The sequence below is a fragment of the Metabacillus litoralis genome (assembly GCF_020524045.1).
Lineage (GTDB): Bacteria > Bacillota > Bacilli > Bacillales > Bacillaceae > Metabacillus > Metabacillus litoralis_C.
Genome location: NZ_JAIVKL010000018.1, coordinates 71,833 through 90,835 on the forward strand (window position 1 = coordinate 71,833; position 19,003 = coordinate 90,835).

Below are 19,003 nucleotides of genomic sequence, written 5' to 3' on the forward strand. Positions count from 1 at the left end.
CAATGGTAGTAGTTCTTTGTAATTAGGCTCCTTTTTTGTGTAATATATCCTAGTAATCCAAAACATAATACAAAAAAACACAGGTTTCCCTGTGTTCACTCAGCAACAAAATATTCAACTAGATACTCTGCCCACAATTTATAACCATCTTCATTCACTTTATTATCATCAAGGTATTCTAACATTCCATCATCATTTAAATCAGGCCAATTTTCCCAATGATTTAAATAGGTATACTCATTTTTCTCCATATAATCCTTTAGTTGGGACACTTCACTAGGATAGAAAGTAGCACCATATAATGGTTGTGATGGTTGAACCATTATAGAAAGTTCTTTATTACTTTCACGCCAAGAATCCGTCATTATTTGGATATTATCAAGAGATTCATCCACCCCAAAACCTACATCTCCATTATCACTAAGCATCGGTGCCTCAAATAACAAAATATCTGGTTTTAGATCATTGATTTGTTGGTATTCTTTAGATGTGACAAGTTCGCGTGTTGTCATATCACTTGAAGTCATGATCGTTATATTAAAAAGACCCTCACCATAGGCATTCTTTATTTCATTACTGAATAGTTCAGACCAAGTGTTTTCTAACTCTGAGGGGCCGTAGATCACGAAGTTTAATGGTTGCTTATTTTCTTGGGCAGCCTTTATTTTATCTTGTACATCTTTCGGTAGATTACTAGAAAGCTTTGATACATCAATTGGTGCTTTTTCTGTTTTTCCGTCTACTTTCACCGGTTTTACTTCTTTTACATCAGTCGTATTCTCACCTTGTGCGGAAATCTTTTGATTCCAATGTAAATTCCCTAACACAATGGCTAGGCCACACACGATAAGTGTGACTAGAACAAAAAGCTTCTTCACTATTAAATCCCCCAATATTCGACATTTGAATATTAAAATTATACATGATTCTAAACAATCTACAAACTATTTCCAAATAAAATACCTCTAATGGTAAGAGTGGATTTGTAAATACTGGATAATTTCCAGTTCTGCTAGATGGTTTTTATTAGTCATTTCCTTCTTAACGTGTGACAAACATTCATCAACTGTTATACACATACCACTTTCAACGAGCTGTAGCATCTTAGTGATGATCGTTGGGGTTATATAATTCTGAGGTATAGGTGATGATGCAAGCTCCTGCAAAATTCTAAAACGAAGTTGATCGAGTTCGAAGATCGGAACTTGATTGTTCTCCTTTTCTTGTTGAACATTTGTTTTTTTCGATGGTGAGTTTTTATCTAGATTCTTCACAAAAAAGATATAAAGACCTATAGATAAAATAATCTGTACAACTGCTATATAGTGAATAAATTTTCGTGCTTCTATTATAAATGCACTAAACATATAAGTTGAAAAGATAATAATAACGATAATCATCAAAACATAAATCATATGTTTTGCTAAAGTAATCTGTTGTTTTTCCACTGGCTTCTCTCTAGACTGATAATCTTGATAACTGACCATTAAGGTAGAGAGTAGTTTTTGCATATGCTGTAAATGTTGTGTTAACTCCTGTCCTACCATGTTCAAACCCCTTTAACCTTAGCATTTATATGGAAGATAAATAATCTTTTCTTATTATAGCAATCTATATTTATTTCGACAAAATCTTCATATATTTAAGTGATTTCGGTAACTTTTTTCAATAAAATCTACAAAAAAAAGAAGAGCGTAAGCCCTCCTTTTCTCGTTACTTATTCATGTTTCATACTTTTGCGTTTACGAATAACTAGCAGTGTGCCTCCTAAACCAAAAACAACAAGTCCAATCATGATAAGATTATAAACATCTGTTGCCGTTTCAGGAAGTTCTTTGTTTTCAACAGGCTTTACCTTTAATTTAACATCCTTTTTCGGCTTCTCTACTTTAATAGGTGAATTTCCTTTGTTATCTCCACCGTTGTTAGCATCTTTGTCTCCCGAATCCTTGCCAGGCTCTTCCTTAGTTGGATTGTCAAATAAAACGAAGGTCAGTTCTACATCTTCTTCATCAGCTGCTATTTCGAACTCAAAGCTTTGTTCTTCTTCATCTGCTGTAATAAACGTGATGCCGTAGTTACCAACAGGAAGGGCAAATAAATCAACAGGCTCATCTAATGTGTAATCCCACAGCTTACCTTCTTCATCAGACCAACCGTAGTGGTAAACATCTTCATTAGACTCATCAATTCCGTAAAGATCAAACATCGCCTCTACTTCAGCAACACCCTCTGTTCTTTCAACATACATGGTTACATCTTTTATAGAACCTTCAACAGGTAAAGTTGTCACTTCAGCAGATAAATAACCATAATACTCTGCTTCATCCTCTTCTACAGAGACTTCAATATAGTAATCTGTATTAGGTGAGAGCTCTGTGAATTGGTAGCTAGTTTCTGTACTATCAAGCTGGAACTCTTCAACTATTTCTTCACCATAATTTTTGTATAATGTTACATCATACTCACCTGTACCTTTTGGTAGCATCGGATCCCATGAGATAGAAATCGAGTTCTCTGTTACTTCATCAACGTATAACTCAGGAGTAAGATCTACGTCAATATTTACTGTAACACCATAATACAATAGTTCATCAATAACACCTTGATTCGTTACATTGTTCTGTAAATCAAGAGACGGAATATTATATAAAGAAACACTTTCCAAGCTATATAACTCAAGTAATGGTGTAAGATCCGCGATTAACGTTTCATCTAAATATAAATCAAATAAATTTTCAAATTGTGACAAGCTAGAAATATCTTTTATTGGATTTCCACTAAGATCTAAGGTATACATTTCATCTTTAGAACTAAGCAAAGGTCCAATATCTGTAATTTGGTTGTTTGCCAAGTTAACAAAAGCTAACTTAGTTAACCCAGATAAAACTGTAATATCACTAATATCGTTATTCATTAACATTACATCCTCAAGCTGTTTCATTCCTGACAAAAAGGAAAGATCTTTAAGGTTATTATTGTCTATTGATAATGAACGAATATTTTTCATGTCTTTAAATATCGCGTAATCTTTTATAGAAGTATTCGTAATATAGACACTGTATAGATTTTTTAAATTTTTGAGAGGTGTCAAGTCTAGCTCTTCCATGTTATCAGATACATTAAAATCAAATAAATTCACGGCATATTCTAAACCAGTTAAGTCAGAAACCTCTGATTCATATAAATAGATAGAATCTAGCTTCTCCATATCACTTACTCTTGGATCACGATCTAAACCAAGCTGCTCTTTTATAAGCTCTTTAAGAGTTTCATCTTTAAATTTAACAACTTCACCACTTGGCTCTGACCAAGTTGTTTCCGTATTTGAGCTAGTAAACTCAAGCTCACCTTTACTATTAAACGCTTTAACATCTATTTTATATTCTGTATCAGGATCTAAATCCGTAATCTTAAATTCATAATCCTCATAAGGTACTGATGATCTTTTTTCACCATCCACGTGAATTTCAATAGTTTCTATTTCTTTTTCACCATAATAATCCCAATGAACAAGTAATGAATTCTCGGTGATAAAACTGATATAAGCTTCAAACCATTCTTCTTCATGATGGAAATCATAGTCAACATACACGCCCCACTCTTCAAGCTGAGTAATTACTTTACGTGCATCAGAACCTTCATCATTTAAATCTAACTTTTCATTATTATACAGTGACACATATTGAAGTGAATCGATTTGTAATAACTCTGAGATATCAACTAAATTTGTGTTACTTAAGCTGATACTGTTTAATTTTAACAATGTGTTAATTCCTGCTAGAGATTCTAAAGGGTTGTCATCAATGGATAATGACTCTAAGTTTGCTAGTTTTTCAATTCCTTCAAGATTCGTTAACATGTTGTTATAAATCGATAGATAAGTAAGGTTAGGTAATGCTGGTAAAGCAGATAAACTCGTGATTTCGTTTTCATCTACATTTAAATCGTTTAACTTATCTAAATTTTTTAGTACAGATAAATCTTTCATTCCTGTAGCTGTTAAACCAAGAGATGTTAAGTTTGAAAGCTCACTTAAAGGCGAAAAATCAGTGATAGGGTTGTTATCAAGGTATACTCCTTGAAGATTTTTCAAGCTTGATAACGGCGTGATATTTTCAATCACGTTTCTTGGAGCATATAAATAAATTAAGTTTGTCGCTTTTTCAAGACCTGTAAGATCTTTGATTCGTTTGCGTTCTATTGTTAATTCAGTTAATTCCAACATATCACTTTCATAAATATCACGTTCTAAACCGAAGTGTTTCTTAATCTCTTTTTCGAGCTGTAAATCTTTGAAAATGACTTGCTTGCTTTCAGCTGTTGGTTTAACTAATGTTTTAATTGTTGTTTCAAAAGTACTAAGTACTTCTTTTGCACTGTTAAACGCTTTAAGCGTCACTTCATATTGAGTATTTTCATTAAGATCATTTACCGTTAAAGTATCTTCAGGTGCATCAACCTTGTATGTCGTGTCGCCTACTGTAACTTCGTAGTAAGCAGCATCACCTTCTCCATCATAAGACCAGTTAAAAATAGCACGGTTTTCATTGACCTTCATTGAGTCAAAGTACAAATAAAATGTATCATCATGAACAATTTCTAAACCAGCGCGTTTAAGCTGATCTACTTCAGCTTTTAAGCTTACATACATATCACCAAAGATAACTAACGTCGTTAAATTAGTTAATTGTTGTAAAGGAGAAATGGATGTAAGTTCTTCTAAATAACTAATATTCAATTCTTTTAAGTTAGATAAAGAGGTTAAAGCAGATAGTTCTGTTACTTGTCCAAAACTGATATCTAATGTTTCTAACAAAGAAAGATTTGAAATTGGTTCAATATTTTTGACGATTGTATCTGATATAATCAATGTTTTTAAGTTTGATAATGTTGTTAAAAATTGAAGTTCTGTGCCTTTGTAATAAGATAAATCGAGATATTCAAGCTTTGTTAACTTTTCTAATTGTTTTGCAGATTCAACTTCATTTCCAGAAAGCTCTAATTTTGTTAAATTTATCGCTGTTTCTAACCCTGTTAAATCTTTTATATTTCTATCTGAAGCATTTAAATTTGTTAATCTTTCCATATCTGTTGTGGATATTTCGTCGCTTGTTAATTTTAAAGCTCCTTTGATTGCTCTTTTTAAGGCTAAATCAGGAATGGTAACTACCCCACCTGATGGTGTAGCTGTTGCTTGTACAGTTTTCTTTTCTACTTCAGGCTCTACGACCACTAGATTTTCTTCCAGTTTTTCTGCAGGAGTTTCTGAAGCTAATGTTGTTACTGTTTTTGCTGCTTCAGATAAAACCTCACCATTTTTGAGAGCTTGAATACTGATTGTGTAGCTTGTATTTGCTGTTACATCTTTTATTTCATATGATTGTTCACCTGTAAATTGACCAAGTGATTTCCCATCTAGTACTAGGTGATAAACTTCCGCGTTTTCAAGAGTAGACCATTCAGCTTTAAAGCCTTGATCTGTTATATTTGTTACTTGTAAATCTATGTTTTCTTGAACAATTTCTTGTTTTTGATACGTGATTTCAATCGGTTCTGTTTGAAGGGTAGTATCACCGATTTTTTTCACAGAATAAGTATAATTTTCACCTTCATTAATCTGGGTATCTAGGAATCTATAAGTATTTGTTACTTCTCTGTTTTCACCAACTGTTGAATTTATTTTTTCAACTGATGTTAACGGAATATCCTTGTTATTTTTTATAAGAGTAAAACTTTCATCTCCTTGTACTGAAGAAGATGTTACCCATTGTAATTGCACGGCTTCTTCGGTATTTACAGCAGGTAAGAGAGTAATACTGTCAGTTGTTGTTGCTGCGATTACCTTTTGAGAAAATGGTGTTAATAGTGTTAAAAGCACAGTGAAAATTAGTGATAATGATACAAGACGCTTATTCAAATTCGTCTTTCCTCCTATTAATTACTATATTTTGTCAAATAAATTATAATTTTTATTTTAGCATATAGATACATATTTCATTAGACAAATTTCTACAAAATGTGAAACTTTTCTTATAGTTGCTTCGTCATATAATTGGAAACAAAATTTTACAAAAAAGCATTGTAGTTTAGGTAAGGTAGCACTATAATCTTTATAGATTCAATATATAAAATTCAAAATAAAAAGGATGACATAGATAATGAGAGAAGCAAGAAAAAAGAAGAAGAAGTGGCTATGGATTACGCTTAGTATTATCGGTCTACTTGTTTTAAGTGTAGGTGGCTATGCGTTTTACCTGTATAAATCTGCTACAGATACGGTTGCTAGTATTCATGAAGAATTAGATCGTGACAAGTCTCCAAAACGACCTGATAAAGTAACATTCACTGAAAAAGATCCTATTTCTATTCTTTTAATGGGTGTAGATGAGCGTGAAGGTGATAGAGGTCGTTCTGACTCTCTAATTCTAATGACAGTAAATCCAAATACTAATTCAACACAAATGCTTAGTATCCCACGTGATACTCGTACAGAAATTGTTGGAAAAGGAAAACAAGATAAAATTAACCATGCTTATGCATTCGGCGGAACTGAAATGGCTGTTGCAACGGTTGAGAACTTTCTAGATGTTCCTGTTGATTATTTTGTGAAAATTAATATGGAAAGCTTTAAAGATACAGTTGATGCTGTTGGTGGCATTGAAGTAAATAATACATTAAATTTCAGTTCTGGTGGCTATGATTTCCCAGAAGGCAAAGTTACGTTAGATGGTGAAAAAGCTTTAGCTTATACAAGAATGAGATACGAAGATCCTCGTGGGGACTTTGGTCGTCAAGAACGTCAGCGCCAAATCATTGAAGGTGTAATGAAAAAAGGTGCAAATGTTTCATCAATCACAAAATTTGGAGATATGTTTGGTGTTGTACGTGATAATGTGACAACAAACTTAACATTTGATGAAATGTGGGAAATTCAAGCGAACTATAAAGCAGCTAGTCAAAATCTAGAACAGTTCCAAATAAAAGGGACAGGAGATAAAATCGACGGTATTTATTACTATATTGTTGCTGAAGAAGAGCGTTTAGCTTTGTCAAATCAGTTGAAAGATCATCTCGAAATATCTTCTGACACAGCAGCTACATCTTCGAATTAACTATCGAAAGCCAGTCTCACAATGTAGACTGGCTTTTTTCTATGTCTGAGTAAAAAATTCCCGTTTTCCCATTTCCAATTTAGATAATATCAATTACTATGTAATAAGATTAGTATTTTATAGAATTTTAATTGTAGATGCATGAAATACGTAAATCTTCCATATCTTTTAAAGAAAATTATATATAGGAGGGACTCATTTTGGAATTTTCATTTGGATTTATACTCTCATTAGCGATTGCGATCTTCCTTGCAATCGATGCACCTAAACACGGAAAAAATCCTTGGCTTTGGGGAATCCTTGGCTTTGTGTTTGGGACACTTGCTCTCGGAATTTATTTCATTAACACAGGACGTAAAGTGGCCGGTTGGATTATTGTCATCATCACGATTATCCTGATTTTACTGCTAATATTATTTTTCGCAGCTTTCTTTTTCTTAATCTTTCAAGGTGTTTAAGTATTAGCTCAAAACACCCCTTCGCTGAATGAAGGGGTGTTTGTTGCGATTTAAGTGAGTGCAAACCCCCTACTACTTAAAATCCCATACAATTTTCCACTCACCCTCTTCTTCAACCGTATAAACATCTTGGAGTACTGTAAATGTCCCAAATTTACTTTTAAAGGTTTGTTCAACTGTAATGGAGTTAGCGATAGGAAAGGCTTCAGATCCTTTAGCCATTTTAAAGCTTTTGACTTCTTTTTCATCACTTATGTTATATGAAAATGTATTCACTCCATAATGCCCCATATAGATATGAGATCGTTCTGTCACGTACGCATTTTTAGTGAATTTTTTTTGCATCACAGGGTGAAATAGCTCCCATGCACTACCAAAGTCCCCTTCTTGCTCATAGTGATAAAAAGCATCAACAACATCTCTGGGTTCTTTTTCCCCTAGACCTGATATAAACTTAAATACTATAATAATGAGTACGATAAGTACGATGGCAATAATTAGGAATGGGAGTTTATTTGATCGTCTTCTCACCGGTGTTCACCTCGTTAGCCTGTCTTCTTACTTTATACAAACTATGCACAGGCATGGACAAATATGAAGGATCAGATCCCGGAAAGGAATTTTATGAAAGATATCATTTTATTTTTCGTTGAAATTGTGAATAATGTTCATGACGTTTTAATTGTGCTGTTAAATGATATGTTAGGACTGCAGCTTACTGATAAAGATATGCATTTTTGGATTATGGGTGTTATCGGAATGATTACTTTTTCCGTTGTTTACTTGATCTCAAAATGGTTAGCTCAATTTAAGATTGGGATCCACTTAATTGCTTTTTTATATACACTTACTTTTATGTTCGTTTTAGTGTTTGCCATCGAAATTCAACAGGCAATTACGAACAGAGGCAATATGGATTTTATTGATGCGATCATTGGACTTTGGGGATATATTGTATTGTTTTTGGTGTATGTAGGAATATTATTATTTATTTTGGCTGTAAAAATTGTTACGAAAACACTTAAAAACAAGAAAAATATTAATATGTAAAAAAAAACATGACGCTAGCCTATCGTCACTCTAAATTTAACTTCTACCTTCATAAAAAGGCCATGATAAGTCAATGAAATTTCATTGAACATAATCATGACCTTTTTCTTTATCTATATCCTAACTTATCTGCACCAATTTCTCAGGCCTTCCAAGCAAATATCCTTGAGCATACTGAACACCTAATTGACGAGCCATCTCAAGGTCATCGACTGTTTCGAGCCCTTCCAAAATTAACTGACATTCATTTCTCACACTATATTCATTAACTAATTGAATGAAAGATTGCTTTTTTGGAAGTTGTGAAAGCTGTTTAGAAAAATATCGATCTACCTTTAAGTAATCTGGCTCCATTTCAATAATTGTTTGGAAATCAGAGTAGCCTTTCCCTACATCATCTATCGCGAACTTTAATCCTAGTATCTTTAATTCTTTCATTCGATCAATCAATTGGGAAAGGTCATGGATATCTTCTAATTCACTAATTTCAAACACCATATGTTGGCAGTGCTGCGGATCATCAGCGATCAATTCTTTTATGAAGATGAGAAAGTTTGGATTGAGTAATGTTGTCGGAAAAACATTTAGAAACAAACATCCGTTTTGCATGCGATATCCTGCTTTTTGATAGGCTTTAGCCGCTTTTTGAATAGACCGCAAGTCTAATTCAACTAGTTGATTTTCTTTTCTAGCTTGAAGAAATATCTGCTCAGGATTGTGATGCAACGATGACCTCATTAACCCCTCGTATCCTAAGATTTTATTACACTCAATATTAACTATCGGTTGATAAAAATGGAAAAAACTATCCTCCATGCTCAAATCTTTTATTAACATTCTTTAGCCCACCCAATGTTGTTTTAGAGATTCTGTGTAAAAGTGATGCTATTCCTACTAAAAAAAGAGATATCTTTACCGAATGGAAAAAGATATCTCTTTTCTATAACCATTCTTCGGTGGCTCGACTACCATAGTATTGTTTACCTTAGGTTCGTAGCTTTGCGTCCTTACTTTTCAGCAAGTTTGCCATTTATCGGAATTAATTTACTATTTTAAATGAAATTTTTTTACTAATTTTAAAGGAATTAATTTACTAATTTAATTTTATTACACACAGGGGTACAAAGTCTAGTTAATTTAGCATATTTTGCCGAAAGATTGATTATCATGTCGAACTTTAGTTCTATACAGCTCAGGACAATTGTAAAAGATGTACTGTCAATTCTATAGTGACGTTTTTATTGGTTTTTTCTCTACAAAATAAACCCATTCACGATATCCAATTTCCTTTAATCTACTTTGTACTTGCTCAAAATCATCACAAATTCGCTCAGGTTTGTGGGCGTCAGAGCCAAATGTCACCTGCACATTATGAAATAACGCTCGTTCTAGAATATCGTCTGAAGGATACCAGCCTCCACAATCTTTTGTACTTCCTGATGTATTTATTTCAATGGCTACCTCTTCTTTCCCTATGATTTTAAGCGTATTATCAATCACATTTGTTTGAATTTCTGAAAAAGAAGGATAAAATCCCTTCATTGCATCAATATGACCTAATATTTGAAATAAACCTGATTTTGCGGATTGCTCAATTAGTGAATAATACTCATCTTTCACCGCTATTTGTTCTGTAGATGTTAATCCTTCCCAACGTCCTTTTTTAAAAATATTCACATCATGAACATAGTGAACAGAGCCAATAATGTAATCAAATGGTTGGTTTATGTATTGATTTCGGTAAAGATCGATATGCTTTGGAAAAAAATCACTTTCCACACCTAGTAAAACGTGGATTTTATCTTTGTACTTATCTTTCAGGCGTTGAACTTCCTCGATGTAAGGAATAAATTCACTTTTTTGCATGGAGATTGTTGGATATAAATGATCTTCATCACTATAAAAATACGGAGAATGATCTGAAATCCCAATATATTGTAAGCCATATTGAATGGCCTGCTTAACATAATCCTCAATTGTACCAATTGCATGTCCACAGCGTTGATGATGAGTGTGTAAATCAAATTTCACCGAATTCTTCAACTTCTTAGCCTCCTGTTAAAGTTATCCAGTTTCTCTTTTATCATATCGTAGAAAAAAATATTTTACCAACTTGATATGGATTTGATTAGAACGTTAAAAATAGGACAAAAATAGTGGGATAAGAGGAGGTCATAAGATTGAATAATAGAAGCCTAATGATGTTCACGTTCCTATTCATCGGTATTTCCTTTATAGGAAGTAAAGTGATCCTTGATGAGCCAGCAAAGCAATCTGGGCAACATGCCACTCAACGAGAAATTGATAGAAATTTAACACTACCAACAAAAACCGTTTTTTCACCTACAAAAATAGATCACTTACAATCTGTGAGTAAAGAAAAGACAGTTGAAGATATAAAAGCCACTTACAAAACGAAGTTCGAAGAATTGCAGAAAAGTACGAATGGAAAAATTGATCAGTTACTTGAGGAAGCAAAAAAAGAATTTCTTTCTTTAGAAAATAATAAAGAAAAAACTTCTGTCGTAGGTTTTTATCAAAAGTATGCTGCAGAGGGTTCGGCCATTGAAGAGGAAACAGAGCAAAAGTTTTTCTCATTATATGAACAGCTAACAAAAGAGCTCCAACAGATTGGGTCTAGTGAAGAAGAGGCAAAAGAATTTAAAGTCATCTACACACAACAAAAAGAAGAACGCAAAAGCGACTTACTCAAAAGAGCTATTGCGATTATAAAAGGGTAAAGGGGTCTGCCCCCCTTTACCCTTTTTACATTCCTGAAAGCTTTTTCTTTAAATCTGTTTCCATTAAAGCAAGATCTTGCTCAGCTTGAAGGCGTTTTGCACGGCCTTCCGCTTGGATACGTAACGTTTCTTCTAGTGTTGATACCAAATGCTCCTGCACCTTTTTCAATGTGTCAACATCAACAAGTCCTCGTTCGTTTTCTCTTGCTGTTTCTAATGTGTTCACCTTAAGCATTTCGGCATTTTTTAATAATAAATCATTCGTCGTTTTTGATACGAGCTTTTGTGCTTCAACGGCGTCTTTTTGACGTAATAATGTCAAAGCAATGGCCACCTGGTTTTTCCAAAGTGGAATTGCTGTTGTGATCGAGGATTGAATTTTTTCTACTAACGCTTGGTTTGCACTTTGTATTAATCGGATTTGTGGAGCACTTTGCATCGTGATTTGTCTGCTTAATACAAGATCATGTGTGCGTTTTTCTAAACGATCAGCAAACTGCATTAAATCATTCACTTCTTGATACGCCATCTGGTCTTGAGTTTGTTCCGCCTTTTTCTTAAGCTCAGGAATTGTTTTCTTTTCTAGTTCTTCTAGCTTTAACTCTCCTGCAGCAATATAGATATTTAACCCATGAAAATATTCTTTGTTTTTCTCATAGAGTTGTTCAAGTATGTTAATATCATTAAGTAGGCTATTTTTCGAATGATCCAGTTTTACACTAATACGATCAATTTGCACACCTGTTTTTTGGTATTTGGTTAATACCTCTTGAATTGAATTTGACACTTTTCCAAACATTTTCGAAATAAGACCACGTTTTTCAGTCTTTAAATCATCTGGACTCACCTGCTCAAGCTTTTTCATGAGATCACCAATGATTTCACCGATTTCACCCGTATCCTTTTTTTGCACATGATCTAGCATCGAATGTGAAAAATTCATAAGCTTGGATTGAGCTTGTGTTCCATACAAAGCAATAGCTTGTTGGTTTGTTGGATCAATTTGCTCGGCAAGCTGTATCGCCTTTTGACGATTTTCTTCTGGTAACACATCGATTAGTTTGACTGGTTTTGGAGAATCATCTGTTTTATTCATAACAAGCTCGTCTTGTCCAAATGGATTTGAAAGAAGATCGTCCAGCTCGTTTTGGTTGTTGTTCATCATGTTTTTGCCTCCTATTTATCATTCTTAATGGATTTATTTAGTGAAAGCTTTGCAACATCTAATTCGAATTGCAGTTGATTGATATCTTTCGAGACAACATCATGTAAATCCTTTTCTAACGATTGTTCTAAGTCAGATATTGTTCTGCGTGTTTCATTTAATGAGATCGCTAAATCATTGTTTTTCTTAGGCTGCGATACTAAAAATGCGTACTTTTCACTTAACTCTACAAGTGAATCTAAAGTAGAATAATAAAACTGCTCGGCAAGATAAAAACGCTTTGGTTCTTTTTTTGTTATCGAATAAATTTTACTGACTACTCGGTAAATCTCTAGATTTTGTTTAATTGATGCAACATTTCTAATTGTGAAAAGCGCTTTACGCAATCGCTTAATTTTATGATTCGCTTCCTTTAAGTTTTGCTTTATATATCGATATTCTCTATTAGTAAGCTGATTTTGCTTGAGGAATCTGTGATGTGTTAGTGCTTTTGCAGATAAAAACACAACCGCTCCCCCACCTATGGCATATGTGCTTGAAAGTAGATAGGGTTGACCTAGCGGAAAAATACTAATCGTCCATATCGTCACTGTTGAAAATAGAGCTGCAGAAGATTGAATAAAGAAATTTATTGTTTGTTTCATCTTATCGTCTCCTATAGAAAACTTACTAGTATATAGTACGTTTTAAATTGTCGAAGGTTTCATTTTTGAAAGGCTTTATAATGTAGAGAAAATGTGTACCAGATTTATAATCAGTGCTATTTTCTAAGTTTAAAAACAGACAATAAAACTTGTTGTCTGTTAGTTGATTTGCGCTCCAGGGTTGCTCGCTTTCCGCAGGGTGGGCGGTGAGCCTCCTCGGCGCTTACGCCTGTGGGGTCTCACCTGTCCCACTGTTCCTGCTGGAGTCTCGCACCCTTCCGCTCCAATCAACTGAATTAGTCTCTTGATAGAAATTAGGTAAAATCAAAGACCTTTTTAAATTAGGTTAAGGCTTGGTATCGATTTTACACTTTGCTAATTGAAGTAAATGCATGGACTATTGCTCTGAGAAGCGTGTCAATGGGAAAAGCATCAGGCAAACAGCTCACGATGAGGCCCCTGGAAAGTGAATGCCTGTAACAAACATGAACAGATTAATATTTATATAAATAAAAACATATGGCGTCACTTGAACAAATGTAAAGTTTCAACTAAAATCACAATTGTTATACATAAACGAAAAATACATATACAGATTAGGTGATAGTAATGGCAATCAAACGAAATGATCCATGTACATGTGGTAGTGGAAAGAAATATAAAAAATGCTGCATGCTGCAAGAAAATATTATTACGTTACACGAAGTAAAAGAAGAACGCTTTTATCAACAAAAGCATGTACTTGTTATCAAAGTAAAAGATTTCATTGAGAAAGCAATTCCAACAAGTCAATTATATCAATTGCATAGTGAATTTAAAAATAGATCTCGTCATTCTATTAAAGATAAAGGTGCAGAAAAGGCGATCTATGATTATTGGTTAATCTTTTTTCATACGTTTGAAAATGGACTCCGAGGTATCGAGTGGTTTCTGCGTGAAAATGAATCACGACTTTCCCAGGCTGAAAAAGAAATGGCAAACACTTGGGTTTCTCTAAAACCGAAGCTTGTTCAAGCTGTTAACAATAGTGAGGACTCTATTCTATTTGAAGATATTATCACAAAAGACCAATACCCAGTATCAACGTTCAAAGAAAATATTCCAAACTTTGCACCATGGTTTGGTACATTAGGTCTCTTAGAACAGTTTGAGCAATTCTACTATTTTAATGGAGTTAGAATTTTTAAAGATCCTGAAAGTATGAAACGTGCTGCAAATAAACTAGAAGAAATCGTATCTGAGAAAAAAATTAGTCATGAACAAGCTTTAGTTGATTTTTTTCCAGAAATGTTGGCAGCTCTCACTACAAATAAAGAAAGACCGCAAAATCCTACTGAAATCACTCAATACAATTTAAAATACAACGTATTGGATGATTCTGCTGTCGCAAGCTTTGTTAACTCTGAGGAAGCGATTGTTATTGACTCTTGGAACTTTGGAAAAAAGTTAGCTAGTTGGGTAACGGATTGGCACGAATATAAAGATAGTGGGCTTAAAAAACCTGTGTTAGTAGGAAATGTTCTTGGTTCGATCTCACAAAATAATCATGAATTAATTTTTAATACGTTTGAAAAGAATCTTGTTGATGAATTTAAACATATGCTAGAAAATGCACTAGATTCAACAGCTATTTCATTTGTTACCGTTGATACTCATACACAAACCATCCCATATCAAGTGGAGCTGAAAAATACAATTGCCTCCTTCCAAGAAGGTACGGCCCCATATTTCGCGTTATACGCACAAAATGACATTCGACAAGAATTAGATATAAAAATCCCATTGCTAGGTGAGCGATCGATTCTAGAGTTAATTGAAGCTGGTGAAACAGAAAGGGTCGAAACGTACCTACAATCACTAGAATATAACATGTATGTTCAAGTGGAAAAAGATAATGGTAGCGTACCTGTTACAGCTGATTTTAACGCCGTTCGTAAAGAGCTAGGTCTTCCACTATCACCATTTGTAACAGGCGGAGAAAATAGAAGAACATTCTACACACCTATCATTTTATCAGATAAGAAGCAAAAACCACTGGTAAATGAAGAAGACATTCCAGTTTATGAGCTATTAGGCTTCACCCCAACCTCTGTTGATAACTTCTACTCTGAAGATCTTGTAACATTCTTTAAAGAAAAAACAGATAGCAAAGCTGAAGCAACACTAAGAAAATACCGAAACTGCTTATTCGATCTACGAGAATTATTAGAGGGACATGAAAAAACAAGCTGGAACGAATGTGACAAAGACTTTTGGCAGCAAGTTCTAACAGTCGACTTCCCTTCTCTGTACGACCCAATTAGCAAAACTGTGATCAAAGACTTCACAAGCACAACAAAAGCATTAGCAAAATGGTTAGATAAAGGTAAAAAGTCAACATCACTCGGAAAAACTGTGGCTGATGTGGTGAAAGAAGAAGAAGAAAAAATGTTAAGTTTGGTTTAATAATGAGTGAAGAAAAGCCACCTTTTGATGAGGTGGCTTTTTTGTGTTGGGGTTTGTTGGAAGTGAGTAATCGGAGGGATTATTATCGGGACAAGTAATATGATGTGTAATGTAGATTTTCTGTAGTATGAGTGTTATTTTTTACTCAATTTATTGGAGTAAGCACCTCTTATTGATTTAATAACCGATGCTTAGTTGTAAAAAGATTCTATTAATGGTTCTTTAATTCATATTAAGAAAATTGTCGGTCATTATTATTGATTTATCGACCATGCTAACACTTTTCCAAGCCATTCAACCTCAGGCAAATGATTAAGTTGATTCAAAATCCGCAAAAAAAGAGCAAGGGAATCAACACCCTCACTCCATCCTCTTAATCAGCAATCACTGAATCAACATTACTACTTGATTTCATCATCTTACTTAATACAAATCCAACTACCATCCCCACGATTGCAGGGACAAGCCAGCCTATTCCTTGTTCATAAAGAGGAACATAACCTAAAACCGAATCCATTGCTCCGGCAAGAAACGTAACATTTACCGTTTCTAACACACTAAATATTCCTGTAAATAAGATGGCATACAGGTACACTTGTTTACTTACGTTTGCTGACATTAATCCAAGTGTGATTAACACGACTGCAATTGGGTATATTGCTCCTAGTATTGGTACAGAAACAGACAATATTTGTGTTAATCCTAAGTTTGCAACAATAAGACTTAAAACAGAAAGAATAACTGCCCATTTTTTATAAGAAAGCTTTGGGAAAATTCCTGTGAAGTATTGACTACAAGCAATAATCAGTCCGATGCACACACATAAACATGCAAGAGTAAATAACATGCCTAGCATAATGATTCCACCTTGACCAAATAATGAATTCATCACAAGTGTTAATACTTGTGCCCCATTTTCTGGCTGACCGATTGCTGCACTTGATGCACCAAGATAAGCCAAAATACCATAGATGGAAGCTAGTAAAATTCCTGCCCCAATACCTGCAATGCTCATATATTTGGAAATTAATTTGGGATTGTTTACACCTTTTGAGCGAATCGTGTTTGCGACAACGATCCCAAATACAAGTGCTGCTAATGCATCCATCGTTAAGTATCCATCTAAAAAGCCTTGAAAAAATGAATGGTTTGTATATTCTCCTGTTGCTTTTCCAAAAGAACCAATCGGAGTAAAAATTGCTTTGACAAAAATAACGACAATCATCACCAACAAAATTGGTGTGAGAAGCTTACCAAATCGATCAACTAGCTTTGATGGCTGTAGACTTAACCAAAGGGTGATGATAAAGAAAATAACTGTGTACATCAACAACATAAATGGTTGATTCATCAGTGATTCTGGCAAAAATGGTTTTAGACCCATTTCAAATGAAATGGAACCAGCACGTGGTATCGCTAATCCAGGTCCTATTGATACATAAATGAATAAGGGAAAAAGAAATGCAAAACCGGGATGAACCCGCATGGCCAAGGTGTGTAAGCTACCGGCCTTTGCAACCGCCATTACTCCTAATATTGGTAGTCCTACAGCTGTTAAGATAAAGCCGGCTAGTGATACCCAAACATCTTCACCAGCTGAGCGACCTAAAAATGCTGGAAAGATAAGATTTCCAGCACCGAAAAACATGGAAAAAAGCATAAAACTAATAAAAATAAGTTCTTTTTTCTTAAACATCATTTGTGTACTCCTTAAGTATAATGAGCTGAATTATACCAACTGAAGAAATTGATTTCTAGTCAAGAACAATATGTTTGATTATTAAAATTATTCTGAATTAAATTCTATATTAGAATAGAAAAAATCTTTCTACATTAAATTCAAAAGTTTTTATAAAATTTATTTTTTTCTACAAATTAATGATCATTCTATGCTACACTGTTTTTTGTGTCAAAAAAAGAGAAAAAAATAATCATTTCTTACTATAGTTAAATTCAGGAGGATATTATGAATAAACAATTATCCGGTAAAGAAATAATTGTTATCGGCTTAATGCTATTTGCCTTGTTTTTAGGGGCTGGTAATATGATTTTTCCACCAGCACTTGGACAACAAGCTGGTGAACAGATTTGGTTAGCAACGATTGGATTTTTAATTACAGGTGTAGGACTTCCCTTTTTAGGAATTGTAGCCATTGCATTGGCTGGTAGTGATATTCGTACAATTGGAAACAAAGTTCACCCGGTATTTGGGTTGATTTTTCCGATTATTTTGTATTTAACGATTGGGCCTTTTTTTGGTATACCAAGAACTGCTACTGTAGCCTATGAAATCGGTATAACACCCTTTCTATCAAGAGAACTTATTGATTCTCAATTTACACTTTTTATCTATTGTTTGATCTTTTTTGTGATTACCTTTTGGCTTGCGTTAAACCCAAGCAAGCTTGTTGATCGAATTGGAAAGCTACTTACCCCTGCTTTGCTTCTTATTCTAGTCCTGTTAACGGTAAAAGCAATTTTCACACCAATGGGAGAGTTTCAGGCACCACAAGGAGATTATGTAGATGGAGCATTTTTCAAAGGCTTCTTAGAGGGCTATTTAACTCTAGATACGTTAAGTGCACTTGTTTTTGGTATTGTGATTGTGTCAGTCATTAAGGAACGTGGAGTAACAAAGCGTGTGGATATTGCGAAGGTTTGCATTAAAGCGGGTATGATCGCAGCAATAGGCTTAATATTTGTGTATGTGTCACTTGCTTTCATCGGTGCTTCTAGTGTGTCTAGTCTTGGATATTTAGATAATGGTGGGGCCATTTTATCTGGAATTGCTAGCTCATTATTCGGAGCTTCAGGAAAAGTGGTTTTAGCGCTCGCTATTACATTTGCTTGTTTAACAACAAGTGTTGGGTTGGTTTCAGCTTGTGGAAATTACCTTTCGAATGTTGTACCAAACCTAAATTATAAAGGCATTATTATCATTCTCTCTGTATTTAGTACATGTGTTGCAAATGTTGGATTATCACAGCTAATCTCAGTTTCGGTTCCACTATTATTTGCAATCTATCCACTAGCCATCGTGCTTATTTTATTATCTTTTGTGGATCATGTTTTTGAAATCAAACCGATTGTCTATCAATGCAGCTTGCTAGCTACAGCTGTCATTAGTGTTGTTGATGGATTAAAAGCAGCGAATATTAATATAGAAATAATCAATCAATTATTCAGCTACATTCCACTATTTAGTATTGGAATTGGGTGGCTTGTGCCAGCAATCATTGGTGCAGTGGTTGGAGCTATTATTCAATTTAAAAGAAAATAAGTAGAAAGAGGCTGGGACATAAGTAAAGAAGTCATACCAAACGACGAATAAATCTTAAGCTGAAAGAAACAAGTGCGTTCCATTGCGCTGCAGACACTCGCTTTC

15 protein-coding genes and 1 riboswitch are annotated in these 19,003 nt (G+C 34.1%); of the genes, 6 read left to right on the forward strand and 9 right to left on the reverse strand.

What is annotated here, in order from left to right:
* Positions 1-95 precede the first annotated feature (95 nt).
* From LC076_RS19965 to LC076_RS19975, 3 genes are all read right to left on the reverse strand, one after another.
* The gene (locus tag LC076_RS19965; RefSeq protein ID WP_226670848.1) at positions 96-878 is read right to left on the reverse strand and encodes a hypothetical protein; all 783 of its coding nucleotides are present in this window, start codon (positions 876-878) and stop codon (positions 96-98) included.
* An 87-nt stretch (positions 879-965) separates the two neighbouring features.
* On the reverse strand, positions 966-1,547 hold the full coding sequence (locus LC076_RS19970) for a hypothetical protein (RefSeq protein WP_226670849.1): 582 nt from the start codon (positions 1,545-1,547) through the stop codon (positions 966-968).
* 170 nt (positions 1,548-1,717) lie between these two features.
* Positions 1,718-5,920 (reverse strand): leucine-rich repeat domain-containing protein, encoded by a 4,203-nt coding sequence (locus tag LC076_RS19975; protein ID WP_226670850.1) that lies wholly within the window; start codon positions 5,918-5,920, stop codon positions 1,718-1,720.
* Between the two features lie 241 nt (positions 5,921-6,161).
* On the opposite strand from LC076_RS19975, the gene LC076_RS19980 reads away from it, so the two are divergent.
* Positions 6,162-7,115: a LytR family transcriptional regulator gene (locus LC076_RS19980; protein WP_226670851.1), complete on the forward strand. Its 954-nt coding sequence runs from the start codon at positions 6,162-6,164 to the stop codon at positions 7,113-7,115.
* A 200-nt stretch (positions 7,116-7,315) separates the two neighbouring features.
* Positions 7,316-7,573 (forward strand): hypothetical protein, encoded by a 258-nt coding sequence (locus LC076_RS19985; protein WP_226670852.1) that lies wholly within the window; start codon positions 7,316-7,318, stop codon positions 7,571-7,573.
* Between the two features lie 72 nt (positions 7,574-7,645).
* On the opposite strand, the gene LC076_RS19990 is transcribed toward LC076_RS19985, so the two are convergent.
* A complete protein-coding gene (locus tag LC076_RS19990) occupies positions 7,646-8,104 on the reverse strand; it encodes a DUF4878 domain-containing protein (protein WP_226670853.1) in 459 nt (152 codons plus the stop codon).
* A 93-nt stretch (positions 8,105-8,197) separates the two neighbouring features.
* Between LC076_RS19990 and LC076_RS19995 the strand changes: the two genes are divergently transcribed.
* Positions 8,198-8,623 (forward strand): hypothetical protein, encoded by a 426-nt coding sequence (locus LC076_RS19995; RefSeq protein ID WP_226670854.1) that lies wholly within the window; start codon positions 8,198-8,200, stop codon positions 8,621-8,623.
* A 120-nt stretch (positions 8,624-8,743) separates the two neighbouring features.
* Here LC076_RS19995 and LC076_RS20000 read toward each other — a convergent pair whose 3' ends face one another.
* Both LC076_RS20000 and LC076_RS20005 read right to left on the reverse strand, forming a co-directional pair.
* Complete coding sequence (locus tag LC076_RS20000) at positions 8,744-9,460, reverse strand: EAL domain-containing protein (protein WP_226670855.1); 717 nt, start codon at positions 9,458-9,460, stop codon at positions 8,744-8,746.
* A gap of 115 nt (positions 9,461-9,575) precedes the next feature.
* Positions 9,576-9,661, reverse strand: a riboswitch (cyclic di-GMP riboswitch).
* Positions 9,662-9,847: 186 nt separating this feature from the next.
* Complete coding sequence (locus LC076_RS20005; RefSeq protein ID WP_226670869.1) at positions 9,848-10,654, reverse strand: histidinol-phosphatase; 807 nt, start codon at positions 10,652-10,654, stop codon at positions 9,848-9,850.
* Between the two features lie 149 nt (positions 10,655-10,803).
* On the opposite strand from LC076_RS20005, the gene LC076_RS20010 reads away from it, so the two are divergent.
* Positions 10,804-11,364, forward strand: a complete 561-nt coding sequence (locus LC076_RS20010) for a hypothetical protein (RefSeq protein WP_226670856.1) — start codon at positions 10,804-10,806, stop codon at positions 11,362-11,364.
* Positions 11,365-11,389: 25 nt separating this feature from the next.
* Here LC076_RS20010 and LC076_RS20015 read toward each other — a convergent pair whose 3' ends face one another.
* Both LC076_RS20015 and LC076_RS20020 read right to left on the reverse strand, forming a co-directional pair.
* Positions 11,390-12,526: a toxic anion resistance protein gene (locus LC076_RS20015; RefSeq protein ID WP_226670870.1), complete on the reverse strand. Its 1,137-nt coding sequence runs from the start codon at positions 12,524-12,526 to the stop codon at positions 11,390-11,392.
* 14 nt (positions 12,527-12,540) lie between these two features.
* Positions 12,541-13,173, reverse strand: a complete 633-nt coding sequence (locus tag LC076_RS20020; protein WP_226670857.1) for a 5-bromo-4-chloroindolyl phosphate hydrolysis family protein — start codon at positions 13,171-13,173, stop codon at positions 12,541-12,543.
* Between the two features lie 609 nt (positions 13,174-13,782).
* Between LC076_RS20020 and LC076_RS20025 the strand changes: the two genes are divergently transcribed.
* On the forward strand, positions 13,783-15,618 hold the full coding sequence (locus LC076_RS20025) for an SEC-C domain-containing protein (RefSeq protein ID WP_226670858.1): 1,836 nt from the start codon (positions 13,783-13,785) through the stop codon (positions 15,616-15,618).
* A gap of 373 nt (positions 15,619-15,991) precedes the next feature.
* On the opposite strand, the gene brnQ (LC076_RS20030) is transcribed toward LC076_RS20025, so the two are convergent.
* Positions 15,992-17,317, reverse strand: coding sequence for a branched-chain amino acid transport system II carrier protein (brnQ, locus tag LC076_RS20030; RefSeq protein WP_413466015.1), 1,326 nt, complete (start codon positions 17,315-17,317; stop codon positions 15,992-15,994).
* Positions 17,318-17,584: 267 nt separating this feature from the next.
* Here brnQ (LC076_RS20030) and brnQ (LC076_RS20035) point away from each other — a divergent pair, with 267 nt between their 5' ends.
* Positions 17,585-18,898 carry a branched-chain amino acid transport system II carrier protein gene (brnQ, locus tag LC076_RS20035; protein WP_226670859.1) on the forward strand — a complete coding sequence of 438 codons (1,314 nt, stop codon included), beginning with the start codon at positions 17,585-17,587 and terminating at the stop codon, positions 18,896-18,898.
* Positions 18,899-19,003: the final 105 nt, after the last annotated feature.